Source organism: Mycobacterium shottsii, from assembly GCF_010728525.1.
Lineage (GTDB): Bacteria > Actinomycetota > Actinomycetes > Mycobacteriales > Mycobacteriaceae > Mycobacterium > Mycobacterium marinum.
Genome location: NZ_AP022572.1, coordinates 499,957 through 522,210 on the forward strand (window position 1 = coordinate 499,957; position 22,254 = coordinate 522,210).

At 65.6% G+C, this 22,254-nt stretch carries 22 protein-coding genes and 1 pseudogene; 12 read left to right on the plus strand and 11 right to left on the minus strand.

What is annotated here, in order from left to right; genetic code table 11:
- Positions 1 to 51: 51 nt before the first annotated feature.
- Genes fadD3 through G6N41_RS02345 form a run of 5 tightly spaced genes read left to right on the plus strand, consistent with a single transcriptional unit; the run spans position 52 to position 5,832 of the window.
- Entirely contained in the window at positions 52 to 1,575 is a 1,524-nt protein-coding gene (fadD3, locus tag G6N41_RS02325; RefSeq protein ID WP_198966484.1) for a 3-((3aS,4S,7aS)-7a-methyl-1,5-dioxo-octahydro-1H-inden-4-yl)propanoate--CoA ligase FadD3, read from the plus strand.
- Entirely contained in the window at positions 1,576 to 2,709 is a 1,134-nt protein-coding gene (locus G6N41_RS02330; RefSeq protein WP_198966485.1) for an acyl-CoA dehydrogenase family protein, read from the plus strand. It begins immediately after the preceding gene.
- A gap of 3 nt (positions 2,710 to 2,712) precedes the next feature.
- Positions 2,713 to 3,648: an acyl-CoA dehydrogenase family protein gene (locus G6N41_RS02335; protein WP_198966486.1), complete on the plus strand. Its 936-nt coding sequence runs from the start codon at positions 2,713 to 2,715 to the stop codon at positions 3,646 to 3,648.
- A 49-nt stretch (positions 3,649 to 3,697) separates the two neighbouring features.
- Positions 3,698 to 4,660, plus strand: a complete 963-nt coding sequence (gene ipdE2, locus G6N41_RS02340; RefSeq protein WP_198966487.1) for an acyl-CoA dehydrogenase IpdE2 — start codon at positions 3,698 to 3,700, stop codon at positions 4,658 to 4,660.
- Positions 4,657 to 5,832, plus strand: a complete 1,176-nt coding sequence (locus G6N41_RS02345) for a pyridoxal phosphate-dependent aminotransferase (RefSeq protein ID WP_407663717.1) — start codon at positions 4,657 to 4,659, stop codon at positions 5,830 to 5,832. The genes ipdE2 and G6N41_RS02345 overlap by 4 nt, the downstream gene beginning before the upstream one ends.
- Before the next feature lie 13 nt (positions 5,833 to 5,845).
- Here the strand turns inward: G6N41_RS02345 and G6N41_RS02350 are convergent, their stop codons facing one another.
- Positions 5,846 to 6,688, minus strand: a complete 843-nt coding sequence (locus tag G6N41_RS02350) for an arylamine N-acetyltransferase family protein (RefSeq protein WP_198966488.1) — start codon at positions 6,686 to 6,688, stop codon at positions 5,846 to 5,848.
- 152 nt (positions 6,689 to 6,840) lie between these two features.
- On the opposite strand from G6N41_RS02350, the gene G6N41_RS02355 reads away from it, so the two are divergent.
- The 3 genes from G6N41_RS02355 to G6N41_RS02365 all read left to right on the plus strand — a co-directional run bounded on the left by G6N41_RS02355 (position 6,841) and on the right by G6N41_RS02365 (position 9,181).
- Positions 6,841 to 7,452 carry a mycothiol-dependent nitroreductase Rv2466c family protein gene (locus G6N41_RS02355; RefSeq protein ID WP_198966489.1) on the plus strand — a complete coding sequence of 204 codons (612 nt, stop codon included), beginning with the start codon at positions 6,841 to 6,843 and terminating at the stop codon, positions 7,450 to 7,452.
- 299 nt (positions 7,453 to 7,751) lie between these two features.
- Positions 7,752 to 8,297 carry a redoxin domain-containing protein gene (locus tag G6N41_RS02360; protein WP_198966490.1) on the plus strand — a complete coding sequence of 182 codons (546 nt, stop codon included), beginning with the start codon at positions 7,752 to 7,754 and terminating at the stop codon, positions 8,295 to 8,297.
- Complete coding sequence (locus tag G6N41_RS02365; RefSeq protein ID WP_198966491.1) at positions 8,294 to 9,181, plus strand: cytochrome c biogenesis CcdA family protein; 888 nt, start codon at positions 8,294 to 8,296, stop codon at positions 9,179 to 9,181. Before G6N41_RS02360 ends, G6N41_RS02365 begins: the two co-directional genes overlap by 4 nt.
- Here G6N41_RS02365 and G6N41_RS02370 read toward each other — a convergent pair.
- Together G6N41_RS02370 and G6N41_RS02375 are read right to left on the minus strand one after the other, a co-directional pair.
- Positions 9,176 to 10,108 carry a M56 family metallopeptidase gene (locus G6N41_RS02370; RefSeq protein ID WP_198966492.1) on the minus strand — a complete coding sequence of 311 codons (933 nt, stop codon included), beginning with the start codon at positions 10,106 to 10,108 and terminating at the stop codon, positions 9,176 to 9,178. The genes G6N41_RS02365 and G6N41_RS02370 overlap by 6 nt on opposite strands.
- Complete coding sequence (locus G6N41_RS02375; RefSeq protein ID WP_198966493.1) at positions 10,105 to 10,482, minus strand: BlaI/MecI/CopY family transcriptional regulator; 378 nt, start codon at positions 10,480 to 10,482, stop codon at positions 10,105 to 10,107. Before G6N41_RS02375 ends, G6N41_RS02370 begins: the two co-directional genes overlap by 4 nt.
- Before the next feature lie 163 nt (positions 10,483 to 10,645).
- On the opposite strand from G6N41_RS02375, the gene G6N41_RS02380 reads away from it, so the two are divergent.
- A complete protein-coding gene (locus G6N41_RS02380; RefSeq protein ID WP_231608789.1) occupies positions 10,646 to 10,951 on the plus strand; it encodes a hypothetical protein in 306 nt (101 codons plus the stop codon).
- On the opposite strand, the pseudogene G6N41_RS02385 reads toward G6N41_RS02380, so the two are convergent.
- From G6N41_RS02385 to hsaA, 5 genes and pseudogenes are all read right to left on the minus strand, one after another.
- Positions 10,948 to 11,821 (minus strand): annotated as a pseudogene (locus tag G6N41_RS02385) (IS5 family transposase). The gene G6N41_RS02380 and the pseudogene G6N41_RS02385 sit on opposite strands and share 4 nt — an antisense overlap.
- A gap of 239 nt (positions 11,822 to 12,060) precedes the next feature.
- Positions 12,061 to 12,627, minus strand: coding sequence for a 3-hydroxy-9,10-secoandrosta-1,3,5(10)-triene-9,17-dione monooxygenase reductase subunit (gene hsaB, locus G6N41_RS02390; RefSeq protein ID WP_020730829.1), 567 nt, complete (start codon positions 12,625 to 12,627; stop codon positions 12,061 to 12,063).
- Between the two features lie 11 nt (positions 12,628 to 12,638).
- On the minus strand, positions 12,639 to 13,541 hold the full coding sequence (gene hsaC / locus G6N41_RS02395) for an iron-dependent extradiol dioxygenase HsaC (protein WP_198966494.1): 903 nt from the start codon (positions 13,539 to 13,541) through the stop codon (positions 12,639 to 12,641).
- Positions 13,538 to 14,425 (minus strand): 4,5:9,10-diseco-3-hydroxy-5,9,17-trioxoandrosta-1(10),2-diene-4-oate hydrolase, encoded by an 888-nt coding sequence (gene hsaD / locus G6N41_RS02400; RefSeq protein WP_198966495.1) that lies wholly within the window; start codon positions 14,423 to 14,425, stop codon positions 13,538 to 13,540. The genes hsaC and hsaD overlap by 4 nt, the downstream gene beginning before the upstream one ends.
- Complete coding sequence (gene hsaA / locus G6N41_RS02405; RefSeq protein ID WP_198966496.1) at positions 14,425 to 15,609, minus strand: 3-hydroxy-9,10-secoandrosta-1,3,5(10)-triene-9,17-dione monooxygenase oxygenase subunit; 1,185 nt, start codon at positions 15,607 to 15,609, stop codon at positions 14,425 to 14,427. The genes hsaD and hsaA overlap by 1 nt, the downstream gene beginning before the upstream one ends.
- 193 nt (positions 15,610 to 15,802) lie before the next feature.
- On the opposite strand from hsaA, the gene G6N41_RS02410 reads away from it, so the two are divergent.
- Both G6N41_RS02410 and G6N41_RS02415 read left to right on the plus strand, forming a co-directional pair.
- A complete protein-coding gene (locus tag G6N41_RS02410) occupies positions 15,803 to 16,879 on the plus strand; it encodes a ferredoxin--NADP reductase (RefSeq protein ID WP_198966497.1) in 1,077 nt (358 codons plus the stop codon).
- 45 nt (positions 16,880 to 16,924) lie between these two features.
- A complete protein-coding gene (locus G6N41_RS02415) occupies positions 16,925 to 17,455 on the plus strand; it encodes a hypothetical protein (RefSeq protein ID WP_012396590.1) in 531 nt (176 codons plus the stop codon).
- Positions 17,456 to 17,470: 15 nt separating this feature from the next.
- Here the strand turns inward: G6N41_RS02415 and G6N41_RS02420 are convergent, their stop codons facing one another.
- A complete protein-coding gene (locus G6N41_RS02420; RefSeq protein ID WP_198966498.1) occupies positions 17,471 to 19,606 on the minus strand; it encodes an acyl-CoA dehydrogenase in 2,136 nt (711 codons plus the stop codon).
- Positions 19,607 to 19,887: 281 nt separating this feature from the next.
- Between G6N41_RS02420 and kstR the strand changes: the two genes are divergently transcribed.
- A complete protein-coding gene (gene kstR / locus G6N41_RS02425) occupies positions 19,888 to 20,490 on the plus strand; it encodes a cholesterol catabolism transcriptional regulator KstR (protein WP_198966499.1) in 603 nt (200 codons plus the stop codon).
- Between the two features lie 6 nt (positions 20,491 to 20,496).
- Here kstR and G6N41_RS02430 read toward each other — a convergent pair whose 3' ends face one another.
- Positions 20,497 to 21,576: a LacI family DNA-binding transcriptional regulator gene (locus G6N41_RS02430; RefSeq protein WP_198966500.1), complete on the minus strand. Its 1,080-nt coding sequence runs from the start codon at positions 21,574 to 21,576 to the stop codon at positions 20,497 to 20,499.
- 100 nt (positions 21,577 to 21,676) lie between these two features.
- Positions 21,677 to 22,252: a hypothetical protein gene (locus G6N41_RS27785; RefSeq protein WP_231608534.1), complete on the minus strand. Its 576-nt coding sequence runs from the start codon at positions 22,250 to 22,252 to the stop codon at positions 21,677 to 21,679.
- Between the last annotated feature and the right edge of the window lie 2 nt (positions 22,253 to 22,254).

A 22,254-nucleotide genomic window follows, 5' to 3' on the forward strand; every position in this document is an offset into this window, starting at 1 on the left:
CAAGCACTTGCTTTGTTAGCCCCGGCGGTCGCCGCGTGAGGAGGAGCGTCGATGACCAGCGATCCCCGCACCGTGCCCACGGCGCTAGATCGGCTCGTGCGCCGGTTACCCAACCACGATGCACTGGTTACCGACGAGCGCAGCTTCACGGTTTCCGAGCTGCATGACGAGGTTTATCGAGCGGCGGCCGCGCTGATCGAGCTGGGCGTCAAGCCTGCGGCTCGGGTGGGCGTCTGGTCGCCCAACACCTGGCACTGGGTGGTGGCTTGCCTGGCGATCCACCACGTCGGCGCGGCGATGGTCCCGCTCAACACCCGCTACACCGCCGACGAGGCCGCCGACATCCTGGCCCGGACCGAGGCGCCCGTGCTGTTCACGATGGGACACTTCCTCGGCAGCGACCGGGTGGCCGGCCTTGACCGCAAAGCGTTGCCCGCACTGCGGCACATCGTGCCGATACCGATCGAAGAACCCGACGGCACTTGGGACGAGTTCATCGAGACCGGCACCGACACCGGCGCGGTGGCCGCCCGCGCCGCCGCGGTCAGCCCCGACGACGTCAGCGACATTCTCTTCACCTCCGGCACCACCGGGCGGAGCAAGGGCGTCCTGTGCGCGCACCGGCAGTCGCTATCGGCCTCGGCGTCTTGGGCAGCCAACGGAAAGATCACGGCCGACGACCGTTACCTGTGCATCAACCCGTTCTTCCACAACTTCGGCTACAAGGCCGGCATCCTGGCCTGCCTACAAACCGGCGCAACTTTGTTCCCGCATTTGACGTTTGATCCACTGCGCACCCTGCAGGCGATCGAACGACACCGCATCACCGTGCTGCCCGGCCCGCCGACCATCTATCAGACCCTGCTCGACCACCCCGCGCGCGACGACTACGACCTGAGTTCGCTGCGATTCGCGGTGACCGGAGCGGCCACCGTACCCGTCGTGCTGGTGGAACGCATGCAGTCAGAACTCGATATCGACATCGTGCTGACCGCTTACGGCCTGACCGAGGCAAACGGCATGGGAACCATGTGCCGAGCCGACGACGATGCGCTGACGGTCGCCACCACCTGCGGGCGGCCCTTCGCGGACTTCGAATTGCGGATTGGCCCCGACACCGGGGAAGTGCTGCTGCGGGGCCCCAACGTCATGCTCGGCTATCTCGACGACCCGCTGGCCACCGCCGCCGCGATCGACGCCGACGGCTGGTTACACACCGGAGATATCGGAGTCCTCGACGAGGCGGGCAACCTGCGGATCACCGACCGGCTCAAGGACATGTACATCTGCGGCGGGTTCAACGTCTATCCCGCCGAGGTCGAGCAGGTACTGGCCCGGCTCGACGGTGTCGCCGACGTCGCGGTGATCGGGATTCCGGACCACCGACTGGGCGAAGTGGGCCGGGCGTTCATCGTCGCCCGACCCGGCTTCAATCTCGATGAGAAATCGGTGATCGATTACACCCGTGAACATTTGGCGAACTTCAAGGCACCGCGCTCGGTTCGCTTCGTCGATACGTTGCCCCGCAACGCGGGCGGCAAAGTAGTCAAACCGCAACTGCGAGAGCTGGCCTAAATGGATTTGGATCTTGACGAAGAGACCCTGGCTTTCCAGGGCGAAGTGCGCGAGTTCCTGGCGGCCAACGCCGAGGTCATGCCGACCAAGTCATACGACAATGCGCAAGACTTCGCCCAGCATCGAGTTTGGGACCGAGTGCTCTTCGACGCGGGCCTGTCGGTGATCACCTGGCCGAAACAGTACGGCGGCCGCGACGCGCCCCTGCTGCACTGGGTGATCTTCGAAGAGGAGTACTTCCGCGCCGGAGCACCGGGCCGGGCCAGCGCCAACGGTACCTCGATGCTGGCCCCCACCCTGTTCGCGCACGGTACCGCCGAGCAGCTAGATCGCATCCTGCTCAAAATGGCCAGTGGCGAACAGATCTGGGCACAAGCCTGGTCGGAGCCCGAATCCGGCAGCGATCTGGCGTCACTGCGATCCACTGCCACCAAGACCGACGGAGGCTGGCTACTCAACGGCCAGAAGATCTGGAGCTCGCGCGCACCATTCGCCGACATGGGATTCGGGTTGTTCCGCTCCGACCCGTCAGCACAGCGTCATCGTGGGCTGACGTACTTCATGTTCGACCTGAAGTCCAAGGGGATTACCGTTCGCCCGATCGTCCAACTCAGCGGCGACACCGGCTTTGGTGAAATCTTCCTCGATGACGTGTTCGTGCCCGACCAGGACGTCATCGGTGCACCCAATGACGGTTGGCGCGCGGCGATGAGCACGTCGAGCAACGAGCGAGGCATGTCGCTGCGCAGTCCGGCTCGCTTCATGGCGGCTGCCCAGAAGCTTGTTCAGCTGTGGAAGGACGCCGGCTCGCCCCCCGAGTTCGCCAACCGAGTGGCCGATGCCTGGATCAAGGCGCAGGCCTATCGGCTGCAGACCTTCGGCACCGTGACCAGGCTGGCGGCCGGCGGTGAGTTGGGCGCCGAATCGTCGGTCACCAAGGTGTTCTGGTCCGACCTGGACGTGGATATCCATCAGACCGCGCTCGACATCCGCGGCGCCGACGCCGAGTTGGTCAGCCCGTGGACCGAAGGTCTGCTCTTTGCCCTTGGTGGTCCAATTTATGCCGGTACCAATGAAATCCAGCGCAATATCATTTCGGAGCGGCTGCTGGGCCTGCCACGAGAGAAGAAGTGATCCGTGGAATTTGCACTAGACGAACAGCAGCGCGACTTCGCGGCCAGCATCGACGCGGCCCTCGCGGCCGCCGATCTGCCCGCGGCAGTTCGGGCGTGGTCCGCCGGTGACGTCGCGCCCGGCCACAAGGTGTGGGAGCAGTTGGCCAACCTTGGCGTCACCGCGCTGACCGTGTCGGAGAAGTTCGACGGCCTGGGCGCCCACCCGATCGACCTGGTGGTCGCGCTCGAGCGCCTGGGCCGCTGGTGTGTGCCAGGACCGGTGGCGGAGTCGATTGCGGTGGCACCCGTATTGCTCGCCAACGATGACCGCAGCGCCGGTTTGGCCTGCGGTGAGTTGATCGCCACCGTCGCACTGCCGCCGCACGCACCCCGAGCCGTCGATGCCGATACCGCGGGCCTGGTGCTGGTGGCTGGCGAAAGCGGTGTCAGCGAAGCGGCGGTGGCGGACTGCCACGAGTCCATCGACCCCAGCCGCCGCAGTTACGACGTGACGGCCACTGGTGCTGCGTGGCAGGCAGATGTCAAGCGCGCCTATGAGTTCGGGGCGCTTGCCACCGCGGCCCAGCTGATCGGTGCCGCCGAAGCCTTGTTGGACGCCACCGTCGACTATGCCAAGCAGCGCACCCAGTTCGGCCGGGTGATCGGCTCCTACCAAGCGATCAAGCACAAGCTTGCCGATGTCCATATCGCGATCGAGCTGGCCCGTCCGCTGGTACACGGCGCGGCATTGTCGCTGCAACCCCGCGATGTCAGCGCCGCCAAGGTCGCCGCTGGCGACGCGGCCCTGCTGGCGGCTCGCAGCGCGTTGCAGACCCACGGTGCTATCGGGTTTACCCAGGAACACGACCTGTCGCTGTGGCTGCTGCGAGTGCAGGCGTTGCGTTCGGCGTGGGGTACACCAGAAGTACACCGGCGGCGGGTGCTCGAGGCGCTATGACCCCCGCCGGCGACGATGCAGAGCGCAGCGATGAGAAGGAGCGGCGGCGATGACCGAAGAGCGCGAGATGCTGCGGGAAACCGTCGCCGCCTTGGTGAACAAACACGCAAGCCCCGCGGCGGTTCGCAGCGCAATGGAGTCCGAACGAGGCTACGACGAGAAGTTATGGCGGCTGCTGTGTGAGCAGGTTGGCGCCGCGTCCCTGGTGATACCCGAGGAACTCGGCGGCGCGGGCGGCGAACTGGTCGATGCCGCAATAGTTTTGCAGGAGCTGGGTCGGGCACTGGTACCTTCTCCCCTGCTCGGCACGACGCTCGCGGAGTTGGCCCTGCTGGCCGCTGCCGAACCCGATGCCAAGACGCTGGCCGGGCTGGCCGAGGGCAGCTCGATCGGGGCACTGGTGCTCGACCCCGACTACGTGCTCAACGGGGATACTGCGGATGTCGTCGTCGCCAGCACCGAGGGACAAATGAGCAGGTGGACCCGTTTCAGCGCCCATCGGGTGGCCACCATGGATCCGACCCGCAGACTGGCCCAACTGCGCGCCGAGGAGACGGCTTTTCTGGGTGAAGACCCCGGCCTGGCAGATGCCGCGGCAATTCTGCTGGCGGCCGAACAAATCGGCGCCGCCGAACGCTGCTTGGAGCTAACCGTCGAGTACGCGAAGAGCCGGGTGCAGTTCGGCCGCCCGATCGGCAGCTTCCAGGCGCTCAAGCACCGGATGGCCGACCTGTACGTCGAGGTGGCCGCGGCTCGGGCCGTGGTCACCGAGGCCTGCACTGCGCCGTCGCCCACCAGCGCCGCCACCGCGCGGCTAGCGGCCTGTGAAGCGCTGTGCGCGGTGGCCGCCGAGGGCATACAGTTGCACGGCGGTATCGCGATCACCTGGGAACACGACATGCATCTGTATTTCAAGCGAGCACACGGCAGCAACCACCTACTTGCTTCACCGCCAGAGCTGCTGCGCCGATTGGAATCGGAAGCACTAGGAGCCGGGCCATCAATACCATGAATGCCGTGAACACCCACATCGCCCGTAGAGCGGGCATCCCACCGTTTTATGTGATGGACGTCTGGCTGGCGGCCGCCGAACGCCAACGCACCCACGGCGATCTGGTGAACCTTTCGGCGGGCCAGCCCAGCGTCGGCGCACCAGAGCCGATACGTGCCGCCGCGGCCGCCGCCCTGCACCTCAACGAGCTCGGTTACACGGTAGCGCTGGGTATTCCGGAGTTGCGTGCGGCAATCGCCGCGGACTACCACCGCCAACATGGAATCTCGGTCGAACCGGAGGCGGTAGTGATAACCACCGGCTCCTCCGGTGGCTTCTTGCTCACCTTCCTGGCGTGTTTCGATGTGGGCGACCGGGTGGCGCTGGCCAGTCCTGGCTATCCGTGCTACCGGAACATCCTGTCGGCGCTGGGCTGCGAAGTCGTGGAAATCCCGTGCGGGCCCGAGACCCGGTTTCAACCCACCGCGGACATGCTCGCCCAGATCGATCCGCCGGTGCAGGGCGTCATCGTCGCCAGTCCGGCCAATCCGACCGGAACTGTCATTCCGCCGGAGGAACTCGCCGCGATCGCGTCGTGGTGTGACGCCTCGGGCGCCCGACTGATCAGCGATGAGATCTACCATGGCCTGGTCTATGAGGGCGCGCCGCCGACCAGCTGCGCCTGGCAGACGTCGCGAAACGCGGTGGTAGTAAACAGCTTTTCCAAGTACTACGCGATGACGGGCTGGCGGCTGGGCTGGCTGCTGGTACCAACCGAGCTGCGTCGCGCCGTGGATTGCCTGACCGGCAATTTCACCATCTGCCCACCGGTGCTGTCCCAGGTTGCCGCGGTGTCGGCGTTCACCCCCGAGGCAACCAAGGAAGCCGACGGCAATCTGCGCCACTACGCCAGCAACCGCTCGACGCTGCTCGACGGGCTGCGTCGCATCGGCATCGACCGGCTGGCCCCCACCGACGGCGCGTTCTACGTCTATGCCGATGTCTCCGACTTCACCGACGACTCGCTCAAGTTCTGCTCAAAGTTGCTGGCCGACAGCGGCGTTGCCATCGCCCCTGGTATTGACTTCGACACCGCAGGCGGAAATTCGTTCGTCCGGCTGTCATTCGCGGGACCGAGCAAAGACATCCGAGAGGCCCTGCGCAGGATCGAGTCCTGGCTGCCGGAGTGCTAACCGGCCAGAGGCGTCACCGGTTTTCGGCTCCAAAACAGACCTTGTCGATGCGGGCCTCGAGCCGGCCGCGTTCTCCGACGTCAGCAACGTTGATGCCGAACCGGTCGCCCAGCGTGTCGACTACCGCGGCAGCGTCTTCCAACAGGATCTTCTCGGTCCCGCCGCGTCGGTGGATGGCCAAGTTGCGGCCCATCCAGTTCCACCGGGCATCGTCGGCGACGGTCGCGGCCATCAACCCGGTGACAAAGTGCGACGTTGGGTGCGTTGAGACGAACCAGCTGCCAACCCTGAGGTCGACTTGCGGCCGCGTCAGCGTGCTGAACTCATAGAGCGCCTGCCACTCGTCGCGGACCATCGCCTGCAGGACCAGCCCGTCGCCACGATCGTCGAGGCGATAGGGTTCCAGAGCTGTTTGCTGAACGGTGCCGGTTTCGAGCCGCAACGGAGCGGTCGGCGTCATCCCACCGAAGCCGACATCGACCAGGTACGGCCCTTGGCAGCCCGAGAAGGTCACCGCCAATACGGTGTGTGTTTGCGCTGGAGTCGGCGCATCCGGCGGGGCCAGCCACACCACACGTCCGGCTAGCCGCCTTACCCGATATCCGAGTTCGGCTAACACATAACCGATCAGCCCATTGTGTTCGTAGCAGTAGCCACCGCGACGGCGGTCCACCAGCTTGTCGGCCAGAGCTTCGGGACTTAGGTCATCGACCGGCACTCCCATCAACGGGTCCAGGTTCTCGAACGCGATCGCGCCAGTGTGTGCGCTCACCAAATCCCGCAATACGTCCAGCGTCGGGTCGGTTGCACCGCGATAGTTGATGCGGTCGAGGTATCCGGTCAGATCTAGCGCCATAGCGCCATAGCGCTAGGCGCGCCAATCGCCGCGCGACGGCCCAGCGGCGAACTTCCACAGGAAATACCCAAGGGGGTATTATCGGGAGCGCCCTACCCAACCAGGGTGAAGCGTCCGCGACATCGCCGCAGCAGTCGCGAGAAGGAGGAACCGTGGCCGACGTCGAGCTATACCTCGACCCGATTTGTCCGTTTGCGTGGGTCACCTCGCGCTGGCTACTCGAAGCCGCGCAAAGCACGCACACCCGCGTCACCTTGCGCCAGATGAGCCTGGCCGTTCTCAACGAAGGCAAGGACCTCGACGCCAAGCAGCAGCAGATGATGCAGCGATCACGGCAACTGGGACGGCTGTTCGCCGCGGTGACGACCAAGTATGGAGCGGACGCGTTCGCCAGGCTCTATGACTCGATCGGCACCCGCATCCATCTTCGCCGCGAAGAGATCACCCAAGGCGGCATCCGCGAAGCCCTCGCCGAGGCCGGCCTGGACGAGTCGCTGTCCGAGACCCTCGACGACAGCGGGCTCGACGACGAGGCCAGGCATGCACACCAGGCCAGCCAGGCTGCCGTCGGCGGCACCGCGGGCAGCCCGATCATCGCGGTCGACGGACAAGGCTTTTTTGGACCGGTACTCACCCGGATGCCCAGCGGTGCGGATGGCGTGCGGTTACTCGAAGCGGTGCTCACCGCCGCAAAAACCCCCGAATTCGCGGTCTTGCAGCGGCCCTACCAGGGGCCGCCGGTTCTCGATGGGACGGCCCGCTGATGTGTAGCCCAGTCAAATGCCGAACCTGCGGAAAGGTGACCTGGTCGGGCTGCGGGGCGCACGTGGATCAGGTTCGCGCGATGGTGCCGGAATCCCAGTGGTGCCCCGGCCACCCCAAGGACACCTCGAAACGGTTTTGGCCGCCGCGGCGCCCCCGACGACGGGATTTCCCGGCATTTGAGGTAGCGGGCAGACGGCGTCTCGCGCCGTCCGGTGAACCAACTACTATCTACGTACGTAGATAGTAGTTGGTTGGCCATCGTCACCGAACCCTCGAACTCGACGGGAAGGGAATCACCATGCCCCGCCGCCTGATCGCCTCGCTCGCCGGCATCGCCGCCGCATTGACCATCGCAGCATGCGGTTCATCCGGAACGGCCTCACCAGCGGGCGCCCCCGCGTCGTCATCGAACGCGGTGGCCAACCGGGCCGCGCATGTCCCGGCCCAACTGCAGTTCACCACCAAAACCATCGATGGGAAGCCCTTCTCGGGAGAGAGCCTGGCGGGAAAGGCCACGGTGTTGTGGTTCTGGACACCGTGGTGCCCCAAGTGCCAACAGGAAGCACCGATCGTGGCTAAAGCCGCGGCCGCCAACCCGGAGGCGACATTCGTCGGGGTGGCCGCCCGCGAGGAAGCCTCCGCGATGCAGGCCTTCGTCGACAAATACCAGTTAGGCGACGTGACCCAACTTGCCGACAGCGACGGCCAGGTGTGGTCCGACTTCGGTGTCACACAGCAACCGGCATGGGCGTTCATCTCCGCCAACGGCGAGGTCGAGGTGGTCAAGGGTGGACTGAGCGAAGCCCAGTTGACCGAGCGGGTCAACGGGCTCACCGGGAAATGATCAATACCGCGGCCCTGAGCTTTGCCCTGGGCGCCGGGCTGGTGGCCGCCCTCAATCCGTGCGGCTTTGCCTTTCTCCCCGGTTATCTGGGCTTGGTGATCGCCGGCAGCCAAGGCACCTCCCGACCGCGAGCGGTGCTGCGCGCCGGAGTGGCCACCGCGGGAATGTCGCTCGGCTTCCTCACGGTGTTCGGTGTTTTCGGACTGCTGATTTCACCGGTCATAGCTTCGGCCCAGAGATACCTGCCGTTCGCGACGGTGGTCATCGGGGTGCTGCTTGTCGGTCTTGCCATCTGGCTACTGGCCGGCAAGGAACTCAGCATCATCTTGCCCAAGAGCATGGGGGGTACGCCGACAACTCGGCTCGGTTCCATGTACGGCTACGGCGTGGGCTACGCCGTAGCCTCGCTATCTTGCACCGTTGCGCCGTTTCTCGCGGTGATCAGCACCACCTTCAAACAGGGCTCCGTACTGTCGGGGGTGCTGGCCTTCGTCGCCTATGCCGTCGGAATGACCCTGACGGTGGGCGTAGCGGCGCTCACCGTTGCGCTGGCCGGTTCATCTGCCACCGCAGCGTTTCGGCGCATCTTGCCTTTCGTGGGCCGGATCGCGGGCGTGATCGTCCTCATCACCGGCCTTTACGTCGCCTACTACGGCTACTACGAAATCCGGCTGTATTTCACCAGCGCCGAAATCGACGACCCGGTGATCCAGGCCGCAAGCACGCTGCAGGACAGCTTGATTCGGCTGGTCGACGGGCTCAGCCCGTGGCTGCTAGTGGGCGTCGCGGCAGCACTTGTCGCCGTCGCCGTGGGCTGGCACACCCTGGCGCGACGACGCGCCAGCAATCCCGCCGCGCAATCGCTGCCCGACCCAACATCATAGCCGACAAGCCAGTCCAAGGATCATCGGCGAAACCACCGCGAGACCGATGGTCGCCCAGAGCATCAACCGCTCCTGCCACCAACTGCGGCGCGACACCGAGCTGGCCAGCCGTTCGGCACGAGCCACCGTGGCGGTATTGGCCGCGCCCAATGCGGCCGGCGCCATGGCTGGCCCATCGGTCAGCGCCAACAGGCCGCGCAGTAACGCCATCTTGCCGTGGCTGCGCACCGCGACGTCGTCGGCGCACATCTCGAGAAGGTCGGCCACCACCTTTGCTGCCGCGGCGAACAGTGGTAGCCGAGGCAGGCTCGACGCCAGCGCCCGCAGCGCCATGAGCAAGTCGTGGTGGCGGCTGGCCAGGTGCGCGCATTCGTGTGCCAGCACGGCCGCCAGCTGCGGCTCATCGAGGCGGCCGAGCGCGCCGCTGGTGACCACGATGACCGAGTTCGGACGGCCGGTCACGCAGTAGGCCGCGGGCTGTGGCGCCGGGACCACAACCACGCCGGGCCAGTCGCTGGCTCCTCCGATCGTTCGGGCGGTCGCCGCGTGCAGCCGACTGGCGGATCGCTGGCGCCGCAACTGCCGGCCCATGCGCCAACACAAGATGACGGTGGCCACCGCTCCGGTCGACAGCACACCCACCGCAAGCGCCGAGGCGATCCCGCGCGGCAGGCCCAGTTCGCCGGCCAGGCCCAGCTCTTTGAGGCACAGGGCCAGGGCCCGGTGGCGCCATATGCTGTCCAATACCGCCGCGCCGAGGAACACCAGAGCGCCCACCCATGCGGCAATAGCGGCGAACACCGCGCTCAGCCATGACGCCACCGCCAGCCGCGGGTGCACCCCGGTGCCGGTAACCCGTCGCAGCAGCACCGGCCCTACCCAGATCAGGGCGGATGCGTACGCAAATAAGAGCAAAGCCGCGTTCATGACTCTTCCTGGTCGTCGATGATCCGGCGCAGCGCGTCGCGAACCCGCACAGCATCGTGTTCATCCATCTGTTTCAGAAAAAACGCCAAGACCAGGTCCGAATCGCCGCCGGCGTCGAAGGCATCGTGCATCAGGCGGGCGGAATGCTCTTCGCGAGTCATGGTCGGCCAGTAACTGAACGCCTTGCCCACCCGTTCGCGCTGCAACCAGCCCTTGCGGTGCAGATTGTCCATGGTGGACATCACCGTGGTGTAGGCAATCTGGCGGTCGTGAGCCAGGTCATCGAAGACGCCGCGTACCGTCACGGCCCCGCCGTGGTCCCATACGCGGTCCATGCTGACCGTCTCGAGTTCGCCGAAGCGCCGAACCTGCACGGCTCCTACTCTCTCGCACGTTCGCGCCGATCGCTATTCCGGTGCCGAACAACCGCGATATGCAGCCGATTCGCGCTTGTTTGATTTCTGTCAAATACGGGGAACCCGGTACAGACGACCACAGCACCACCGACTAGCACCGGAGCCCCTCATGAACAGCAGCATGATTTGGATCGTCGTCGGGGTAATAGCAGCGATAGTCGTGCTCGGCGGCCTGATCGTCGTGGCCAGCAGGACGCGGCGCCACCGCCGGCAACTGCAGGGCGAAGAGATTCGCGAGCAGGCCCGACTTCAGGCCGCCCAACTGGAACGACGTCAGGCACTCGCCGACGAAACCGCCGCCAAGGCGCGCGCCGCCCAAGCCGAGGCCGAGGTGAAGGCCGCCGAAGCCGCGCGGTTGCAGGAACGCGCGGCCCAACACCAAAGCGAGGCCGAAGCGACCTGGACGCAACTAGGTCCTGTCTGCTAATTGCGGACGCGGTGGTAGGTGATGATGGCGGCCAGGGTGACACCGCCGAGGTAGGTCAGGGCGTATTTGTCGTAGCAGGTGGCGACCGCGCGCCAGTGTTTGAGCCGGTTGAAGCTTCGCTCGACGGTGTTACGGTGCTTGTAAATTCGGCCTGAGAACCCCGGAGGCCGTCCTCCGTTGCGGCCTTTGGCTTTGCGGCGGGTGATCTGGTCGCTGCGCTCGGGGATGGTATGGGCGATCTTGAGCCGGCGCAGCTGTGCCCGCGTCGAGTCATGGGAGTACGCCTTGTCCGCCAGCAGGCGAAACGGGGCGTATGAGTTGCTGCACCGGGCGGCCAGCAATGGCCAAAGCATCGGATTATCACCGGCTTGACCGGCCGACAGTGCCAGGGTGACCGGACTGCACAGCTGGTCGGTCAAGGCGTGGATCTTGGTAGTCAGCCCGCCGCGGGAACGCCCAATGGCGTGGTCATCGGGCTCATCGAGATATTTCTTGTAATTCGACAGATCCCCCTGTGCGGCGCCCGGAGCGCGCTCCGGCTGCGTGTCGGTGGGCGCGCACACTGGTCGAATCGACCGACAACAGTGCGCCCAGGTCAGCGTCCTCGGCGTCGAGGTCAGAGGCGATCGCCGCGAAGATCCGCGCGTAGATGCCATCGACCGACCAGCGTAGATGCCTCTCGGCCACCGATTGCCAGGGACCGAAGTGCTCGGGCAGGTCACACCACGGAGATCCCGTACGGTAACGCCAGATAATGCCCTCCAGAGTACGTCGATGATCGTTCCACGGCCGGCCACGCCGCCGCCCCGCAGGCAACACCGCCACGATCAGCGACCACAAATCATCAGAAATCGCATGCGTCCGCATCACCCAAACAGCATCAGCCAAAACACCATTCACATTAAGCAGACACGCCCTAGACGAGCAGTGGCAACGCGCCGAGGACCTGGCCCCAGAAGCCGGGGAGCAATCATCGCAGACCGCTTCGCAAAGCGACGCCGTGGACACCGGTAGCAGCCGGTAAACGAAGGCGGGCGTAGCGCCACGGCGAAATTTTCCCCTTGATTTTCGCCGTGGCGTTGCGTTCGCGGGAAGAGGGAGGCAGCCCGCTAGAGCCAGGTGTCCTGGGTCGTTGCGGTCAAAAACGCTTCCAGGTCGTCACGCCACTGAGCGGGCGTGGTCTTGTCCGGTTCGATGCCCGTGTAGTCGCCCCGGTAGAACAGCAGCGGCCGAGGCTTGATCTTGGGCACTTCCGATAGCGAATGAACCGCGCCGAAGACCACGAAGTGATCTCCGCCGTCATGCACCGAGGCCACCGTGCAATCGATGTAGGCCAGCGACCCATCAATGATCGGCGAACCGAGTTCAGAAGGGCGCCAATCGATACCGGCGAACTTGTCGGGCTCCTTGGACCCGAACCGCGCCGACACGGACTTTTGTTTCTCGGTGAGCACGTTCACGCAGAACCGGCCGCTGGCCTCGATGGCTTTCCAGGAACGCGACACCTTGGTCGGACAGAACAAGACCAGCGGCGGGTCCAGCGACAGCGCCGCAAAAGACTGACAGGCAAACCCACTCGGCACGTCGTCTTGCACCGTGGTGATGATGGTGATCCCGGTGCAGAACTGTCCGAGCACGTGGCGAAATGTGCGCGGGTCGATCGGGTCAGCCGCCATTGTCGTCCGAGCTAGCCGCGAGCGCCGACCGTGAAGTCATGGCCCCACAGACTGACCGCTGTACTTTCCCGGGCGATCCAATCGTGGTCATCGACCTGTCTTCCCTCACAACCGAATTCAACATCGAACCCGCCGGGCGTCTTCATGTAGAACGACAGCATCAGGTCGTTGACATGCCGGCCCAGGGTGGCCGACATGGGTACTTTGCGACGCAACGCGCGGTCCAGGCACAGACCCACGTCGTCGGAATTCTGCACCTCGACCATCAAATGCACGATGCCGCTGGGCGTCGGTAGCGGCAGGAAAGCCAGCGAATGGTGGCGGGGATTGCAGCCGAAGAAGCGCAACCAGGCCGGCGCTCCGTCAGCGGGACGGCCAACCACCTGCGGCGGCATCCGCATCGAGTCACGCAGCTTGAAGCCCAGCACATCCCGATAGAAGTGCAGCGCCTCGGCGTCGTCGCGGGTGGTCAGCACGACGTGCCCCAGCCCCTGCTCACCGGTGACAAACTTGTGCCCATACGGGCTCACCACCCGCCGGTGCTCCAGCGCGGCGCCGTGGAACACCGCCAGCGGGTTTCCCGATGGGTCGGAGAACAAGATCATCTCGTCGACGCGGCGGTCCGCCAGTTCGGCGGCGGTAGCTTCCTTGTAGGGCGTGCCTTCCACGTCGAGCCGATTCCGGATTTCCTGCAGCCCTTGGGCATCCGCACATTCCCAGCCGGCCTCGGCTAACCGGTCCTGGGTGCCGGGCACGATCACCAGCCGGGCCGGAAAGTCATCCATGCGCAGATACAGCGCACCCTCGGTACTGCCTTTTCCCTCGACCATGCCGAGCACCTTGAGCCCGTACTCGCGCCAGACAGCCATATCGGTGGCTTCGATGCGCAGATAGCCCAGCGAACGGATGCTCATCTCGCACCTCCTAAGAAATCAATGGTCAACCGGTTGAACTCGTCAAACTTCTCCACCTGCGCCCAATGTCCGCACTGCCCGAAGACGTGCAGTTGGGCGCGCGGGATCGTTTTCAGCGCCACCAGCGCTCCGTCGAGCGGATTCACCCGATCCTCACGACCCCAGATCAGCAGTACCGGCTGACGCAGCTTGTAAACTTCGCGCCACATCATGCCGAGCTCGAAATCCGCTGCGGCGAAGGACTTTCCCATTGCCCGCGTGGCGGCCAGCGACTCAGGTGTGCGGGCCAGTTCAAAACGCTGGTCCACCAGCTCGGGGGTGATCAGCTTCTGGTCGTAGACCATGACCCGCAGGAACGCCTCGAGGTTCTCCCGGGTGGGTGCGACCGAGAACTTCCCCAGTCGTTTCACCCCTTCGGTCGGGTCAGGCGCAAACAGGTTGATGCTCAGCCCGCCCGGGCCCATCAACATCAAACGTCCGGCCCGGTCCGGGTAGTCGAGCGCAAAGCGCACCGCGGTGCCGCCGCCCAGCGAATTGCCCACCAACGGAACGCATCCCAGCCCCAATTGGTCGAACAATTCCTTGAGCGCCCTAGCCGCATAATGATTGAACTGGCCGTGCTCGGCCCGCTTGTCGGAGTGACCGTATCCGGGCTGGTCGACGGCCAGCACGTGGAACTGCTGGGCCAGCACCTCGATATTGCGGGCGAAGTTCGACCAGCTCGACGCCCCGGGTCCGCCGCCGTGCAACAGCACCACGGTCTGATCGTTGCCGGCGCCCGCTTCGTGATAGTGCAGCTTCAGCGGTCCGTCGACGTCGACCTCGGCATAGCGCGAGGTGGATTCGAATGTGTGCTCTGCAGTCTTGGACTGGGTCACTGTCATCAGACCATGGTGTCGCCGGCCGGCAACCCAAATTCGTTGTTCCCGAATATCACGTACGCACGCTCGGGGTCGTTGGCCGCATGCACCCGGCCGGCGTGCGCGTCGCGCCAGAACCGCTGAATAGGAGCGTCATTGGCCAGGGCGGTGGCACCGGAGGCCTCAAACAACCGGTCAATCGAGGCGATCGACCGGCCGGTGGCGCGCACCTGATCACGACGCGCCCGCGTCCGAAGGTCGAAGGGAATCTCTTTGCCGGCGGACAACAACGCGTACTCGTCACCGACGTTGCCCATCAGCTGTCGCCAGGCGGCGTCGATGTCGCTGGCCGCTTCGGCGATGCGGACCTTTGCGAACGGATCATCTTTGGCCTTCTCGCCGGCGAATGCGGCACGCACGCGCTTGCCCTGGTGCTCGACGTGCGCGTCGTACGCGCCGTAGGCCATCCCGACGATGGGGGCCGTGATCGTGGTGGGGTGCATTGTGCCCCATGGCATTTTGTAGACGGGTGCGGTGTTGGTCTGCAGCCCGCCCGCGGTGTGGTCGTTCATCGCCTTGTAAGACAGGAACCGGTGCCGTGGCACGAAAACATCTTTGACCACCACGGTGTTGCTGCCGGTGCCTCGCAGACCGACCACATGCCAGACATCGTCGATGCGGTACTCGGTACGGGGAATCAGGAAGCTACCGAAGTCGACCGTGCGGCCGTCCTTGATCACCGGACCACCCGCGAAACACCACGTCGCGTGATCACAGCCGGATGACCAGTTCCATGAGCCGTTGACCAGGTAGCCGCCGTCGACCACGACGCCCGCGCCCATCGGCGCATAGGACGAGGAGATCCGCGTCTTGGGGTCACTGCCCCAGACCTCTTCCTGGGCAAGCTGATCAAACAGTGCCAGATGCCAGTTGTGCACGCCGATGATCGAGCTCACCCAGCCGGTGGAACCGCACGCGCTCGCCAGCCGCCGCGTCGCCTCGTAGAACAGCGTGGGATCGCACTGCAGGCCGCCCCACTGCTCGGGTTGCAGCAGGGTGAAGAAGCCGACATCTTCGAGTGCCTGGACGGTCTCGTCCGGCAGCCTGCGCAGATCCTCAGTCGCTTGAGCCCGCTCCCGAAGCTGCGGGAGCAGATCATCGATGGCAGCCAGCACCGACTGCGCATCGCGCTGTTGAATCGTCGTCACTTACCTTTGCCTCCTGCGAGTGCGGACTGGGCACCGCGGCCGATGCGGACCCACGGAACAGCCGGGCATGGAACCTAGAGGAAGACTAGAACACGTTCCGATTTGTGTCGAGCAGAGTATTCCTGCACCTGCTAGCGATGTGAATCGAGTTTTCTATAACATGTTCTAGTCGAGACCAAGGAGAGGGCGGCTATTGACCGACGCAATTCCTGACGAGCCACTTGGCAGCCATGTCCTGGAACTGCAGATCGCCGGGGTCGTCGCCGAAACCGGCGACGCCCGGTCGCTGGTGTTCGCCGTTCCGGACGGTTCCGATGACCCTCGGATCCCACCGGAGCGCCTACGCTACGCGCCCGGCCAGTTTCTGACGCTTCGGGTTCCCAGCGAGCGCACCGGTTCGGTGGCGCGTTGCTACTCGCTGTGCAGCTCGCCGTTTACCGATGACGCGCTGACCGTGACGGTCAAGCGCACCGCCGACGGTTATGCGTCCAACTGGCTGTGCGACAACGCCCATCAGGGGATGCGCATCCATGTGCTGGCGCCGTCGGGCAACTTCGTACCCAAGACGCTCGATGACGACTTTCTGCTGCTGGCGGCGGGAAGCGGGATCACCCCGATCATGTCGATCTGCAAGTCGGCGCTGGCCGAGGGCAGCGGGCAGGTGACGCTGCTCTACGCCAACCGCGACGAACGCTCGGTGATATTCGCCGACGCACTGCGCGAGCTGTCGGCCAAGTATCCGGACCGGCTCACGGTGGTGCATTGGCTCGAGTCGCTGCAGGGACTGCCCAGCGCGACCGCACTGGCACAGCTGGCCGCGCCCTTCACCGGCCGAACCGCCTTCATCTGCGGCCCCGGCCCGTTCATGGAGGCCGCGCGCGTCGCCCTGCAGACCCTGGATGTGCCTGCCGGGCAAGTGCATATCGAGGTGTTCAAGTCGCTGGAGTCGGATCCGTTCGCGGCGGTGACGGTCGAGGACTCCGCGGCCGAACCACCGGCCACGGCGGTGGTGGAACTGGACGGACAAACCCACACCGTGTCCTGGCCGCGCAGCGCCAAGCTGCTCGACGTGCTGCTGGCCGCCGGTTTGGACGCACCGTTCTCGTGCCGGGAAGGGCACTGCGGCGCCTGCGCGGCCACCCTGCGCAGCGGCAAGGTGAACATGGAAGTCAACGACGTGCTCGAGCAGCAGGATCTCGACGATGGACTGATTTTGGCCTGTCAATCTCACCCGGAATCTGATTCGGTGGAAGTGACCTACGACGAATAGTCGCGGCGTTAAGTTCACCCAGACGGGTCGACGAGAGGACGCACGATGAGGCGGCTGATGACAGGCCTGGCGATTCCCGCGCTGATGCTCACCTTCTTGCCCAGTCCCACCTCGGCCGCGGCCAGCAATACCGCCACCACCCTGTTCCCGGTCGATGAGACCACCCAACTCGAGACGCACTCGTTCGTCGACTGCCACCCCAACGGCAGCTGCGACTTCGTCGCCGGAGCAAACCTGCGCACCCCAGAAGGCCCGACGGGGTTTCCGCCCGGGTTGTGGGCACGTCAAACCACCGAGATCAGGTCGTCGAATCGATTGGCTTACCTAGACGCGCATGCCACCAGCCAGTTCGAACGGGTGATGAAGCAGGCCGGCTCCGACGTGATCACCACCGTCTACTTCGGCGAGGGCCCACCCGACAAGTACCAGACGACCGGCGTGATCGACTCCGCCAGCTGGGAAACCGGCCAGCCGATGACCAACGTGAATGTCTACGTGTGCACGCACATGCAGGTGGTCTACCCCGGGGTCAACCTCACCTCCCCCAGCACCTGCGCGCAGACCAACTTCTCCTAGCGCTCCCGGCGGCAGCTAGCGCGGCAGACCCAGCAGCCGTTCGGCCGCCACGGTCAGCAGGATCTGTTCGGTGCCACCGGCAATCGTGAGACACCGGGTGTTGAGGAAATCGAACACGGCACGGTTCGCCACCAGACCGCCGCCGGCGGACACATCCATCATGTATTCGGCCAGCGCCTGGCGATAACGCACTCCGATCAGCTTGCGCACGCTGGATTGCGCTCCCGGATCCCGCCCGCCCATGACCAGTTGGGCGATGCGCTGATCGAGCAGTGCACCGGTTTGGGTGGCAACGATCAACCTGGCCAGCCGATCCTGCTGGCCGGTGTCGAGTTCCAGCTCGGCCAGCACCTCGAGCAGCTCTTCCATCGGGTTGCCCAGCGCCGTCCCGGTGGCCATCGCGACCCGCTCGTTGGCCAGTGTGGTGCGGGCCAGCCGCCAGCCGTCGTTGACCGCTCCGACCACCATCTCGTCGGGAATGAACACGTTCTCCAGAAAGACCTCGTTGAACAACGAGTCGCCGGTGATCTCACGCAGCGGCCGGATCTCGATCCCCGGCGCGATCATGTCCAGCAGGAAGTAGGTGATGCCCTTGTGTTTCGGGGCGTCCGGGTCGGTCCGGGCCAGGCACACGCCCCACCGGGCTTTGTGCGCCGCGGAGGTCCATACCTTCTGTCCGGTCAGCAGCCAGCCGCCGTCACCGCGGACCGCCTTGGTGCGCAGCGACGCCAGGTCCGAACCGGCACCCGGCTCGGAAAACAGCTGACACCAAAGGAAGTCACCACGCAGGGTGCTCGGTACAAAGCGCGCGATCTGTTCGGGCGTGCCGTGTTCGAGGATGGTGGGCGCCGCCCACCACCCGATCACCAGATCCGGCCGCACCACGCCGGCCGCCGCCAGCTCCTGGTCGATCAGCAATTGCTCGGCCGGGGATGCGCCGCGCCCGTAGGGCGCCGGCCAATGCGGTGCCAGCAGGCCGGCTTCGGCCAGGGCGACCTGACGCTTCTGCTCGGGCAGCGCGGCAACGTCTGCGACGGCCGCGGCGATCTCGGGACGCAGGTCGACCACCTCGGAAAGGTCGATGTCGAGGCGACGACGCACACCCGCCTGGGTCAACGCGGCGACGCGGCGCAGCCAGCGCTCGGCGCCGCCGAGGAATCGGCCGATGCTGTGGGCCCGGCGCAGATACAGATGAGCGTCGTGCTCCCAGGTGCAGCCGATACCGCCGAGCACCTGAATGCAGTCTTTGGCATTGGCCTTCGCGGCCGAAATGCCGATGCTGGCGGCCAGCGCCGCCGCGAGTGCGAATTGTTGGTCATCGGACTCCGCGGCCGCCCGGGCCGCGTCGGCGGCGGCCACGTCGGCCTGCTCGGCCCGGCAGAGCATCTCGGCGCAGAGGTGCTTGATGGCCTGGAAGCTACCGATCGGCTTGCCGAACTGCTCGCGCACCTTGGCGTAGGCCACCGCGGTTTCCAACGCCCACCGGGTGACCCCGGCCGCCTCGGCCGCCAGCACGGTCGCGGTCAGATCCTCGACCCGCTGCCCCAACTCGCCCAGCGACAGCGCCGGCGCCGCGGCCAGCACCACCCGGGCCAGCGGCCGGGAAAAGTCCGTGGCCGCCAATGGCTCCACCGCCACACCCTCGGCGGTGGTGTCGACGAGCAGCCAACTCGCCCCGGCCGGCAGCAGCACCACGCCGCCGGCGATAGCGCCCAGTACCAGCGGGGCGCTACCCGAGGCGAGGGAGGTGTTCTGGTCGAACTGCAGCTCACCCTCGAGCGCCAGCCCGGCGAACCGGTCGCCCAACGCCAGTGCGGCCAGCAACTGGGGTTCGGCGCCGGCCTCGGCCAGCACCGCGGTGGCCACGGCGGTGCCGGCCACCGGCCCCGGCACCAGCGCCTTGGCCGCTTCCTCGATCATGGCGCACAGGTCCTCGATGGTGCCGCCGGCACCGCCGTGGTCCTCAGGAACCGCAACGCCGAACAGACCCAGTTCGGCCAGGCCGGTGAACACCGGGCGCCAAGCGTCGGCGTTTCCCCGCTCAATTTCACGGCTCGCGGCGGTCGGAATCTCCCCCGCGGCCGCAGTTCGGGCCCAGTCGCGCACCAACTCGCGCGCCGCCAACTGTTGGTCGGAGACAATCGCTACCACCTGCAGTCCTCCGCGTCATCAATTTCACATTGCTCGAACATGTCCGAGAACCGTTCATACTTACTAGAACGTGTTCTAATAGTGCAGACGACCAACGTCAAGTTGGTGGCCATTAGGCCAGTACACGTCGTTGTCCCGGCTACGCGGAGGTGAGAAATTTACGCACAATATGCGTATCTTTTTGCAGCGATCCGCCCGGGAGAGGAGTTGCCCGCCAGATGTCGCCAGCGAACACCAACACTGGCCGTACTGCCGACGCACAACCTCGTGAGGTCGTGAAGGTGGCAGTACTGGCTGAATCAGAGCTGGGCTCGGAGGCACAGCGGGAGCGCCGCAAGCGCATCCTGGACGCCACCATGGCCATCGCCTCGAAGGGCGGCTACGAGGCCGTGCAGATGCGTGCCGTGGCCGACCGGGCCGACGTCGCGGTCGGCACGCTGTACCGGTACTTCCCGTCGAAGGTTCATCTGCTGGTGTCGGCGCTGGGCCGCGAGTTCAGCCGCATCGACGCCAAGACGGACCGGTCGGCGATGACCGGCGGCACGCCGTTTCAGCGGCTCAACTTCATGGTCGGAAAACTCAACCGGGCGATGCAGCGCAATCCGCTGCTCACCGAGGCGATGACACGCGCCTACGTGTTCGCCGACGCATCTGCGGCCACCGAGGTCGACCAGGTGGAAAAGCTCATCGACAGCATGTTTGCCCGGGCGATGGCCGACGGCGAGCCCACCGAGGACCAGTACCACATCGCCCGGGTGATTTCCGACGTGTGGCTCTCGAATCTGCTCGCGTGGCTGACCCGGCGCGCCTCGGCGACCGACGTCAGCAAGCGGCTGGATTTGGCGGTACGGCTGCTGATCGGCGATCAGCAGGCGACCGCCTAACACCGGTCAAGCCGGTGGGCCCGCGGTGCGGCCCCGGATCAGCTCGGTATCGAGCAGCTCGACGACCGGCAGACCGGATCGCGGCGGGTTCTGCAGCAGCTCCCCGGCGCGGCGGCCCTTTTGCAGGCTCTGCTGCGACACCGTCGTCAATCCCCGGCTGATCGCTTCGGGCACGCCGTCGAACCCGGTCACGGTCATCTGCCCCGGAACATAAATGCCGTGCCCGCGCAGGTAATCCATAGCCGATAAGGCCAAGATGTCCGCCGTGCAAATCAAGGCTGTGATCCGCGGGTTGGCTTCCAGCGCCACCTTGGCCGCGTCACCACCCGAGGTCGGCAGGTGCTCGTAGCTTTCCACAACGGTCAGCGATTCCGGATCGACACCGGCGGCGGTCATCGCCTCCCACACGCCCGTGATGCGCTCACGCTGCACATCGAAAGTCGGCGACTTGAGCCGCTCGGCATCGACCAGATCTTCGCGCCGGTCCCGGCCCAGGCGCATGGTCAACAGCCCGATCTGACGATGCCCCAAGCCCAGCACGTAATCGGCGATCTTGCGCATCGCCGCCCGGTCGTCGATGCCCACCCGGGACACCCCGGCCAGCTCCTTGGGCTGGTCGACCACCACCACCGGTAGCCGGCGCTGCAGAACCACCTGCAGGTAGGGATCGTCGTCGCGAACCGAGTACACGACGAAGCCGTCCACCCCGGCATTGAGCACTGCCGCGGTGCCATCCTCGAGGCTCCAGCTGGCACCGACGGCCACCAACAACAGCCCCTGCCCCAGCTCCTCGCAGGATTGCGCCACACCGGTTACGAAGTCGCGTGCCGCGGGGTCGCTGAAGAAGTAGGTCAGCGGCTCGGCCATCACCAAACCGACGGCGCCCGCTTTTCGAGTCCGCAACGAGCGGGCCACCGGATCAGGCCCCGGATAGCCCATCCGCTTGGCCGTGGCCAGCACCCGTTCACGCAGTTCGGCGGAGAGCTGGTCCGGCCGGTTGAAGGCATTCGAGATGGTGCTGCGCGACACCTTGAGTTCGGCTGCCAACGACGCCAGAGTCGCACGCCGCCGCGGAGTGGGACTCACGTTCGGTGAGGCTACAACGCCCCCGGCCGCACGGCCACGCGACGCAACCAGTCGAGCGTGATGCATCGAGTCAAGATGCCTGCGAAACCTGGTTCATGCATCACGTAAGGAATGCCCGCGAAATCGGGGTCAGGTGGTGGTCTTGCTTTTGATGCGGATGCCGGCTTTGAGGGCGGGTAGAGCGGCGGGTATGGCGGCGAGGTAGAGCTGTTCGGTCTTGTCTTTGGCGAGTCTGAGCAGGGCGGCTTGCAGGTCGGCGATCTGGTGGGCGATCGCGGCGGGGTTGAGGCTGTTGCGGTAGGTGAGCAGCTCTGTTTGTTGGGCCGCTGAGAGGACTCCGGCGGCCAGCAGCCGGTCCAGGGGTCTGGGGCTTGTCGTAGAGCCGGCGGCGGTGACCGTCGCGGCTGCAGCCGTAGCTGATGGGTTTGATGGTGGGGGTCAGGTAGTTGAGCCGGTCGTTGACCAGGTGCCACAGCCGGTTGAGCACGGCGCGTTCTTCGTCGGTGTCGTAGCGGTAGTAGAACCCGTAGCGACGCACGAGGTGGTTGTTTTTGGACTCGATGGTGGCCTGGTCGTTCTTCTTGTAGGGTCGTGAGCGGGTGAAGAAGATCTCCATGTCCGCGGCCCACTTGATGACCGCCTTATTGAGGAATTCGGTGCCGTTGTCGAAGTCCAAAC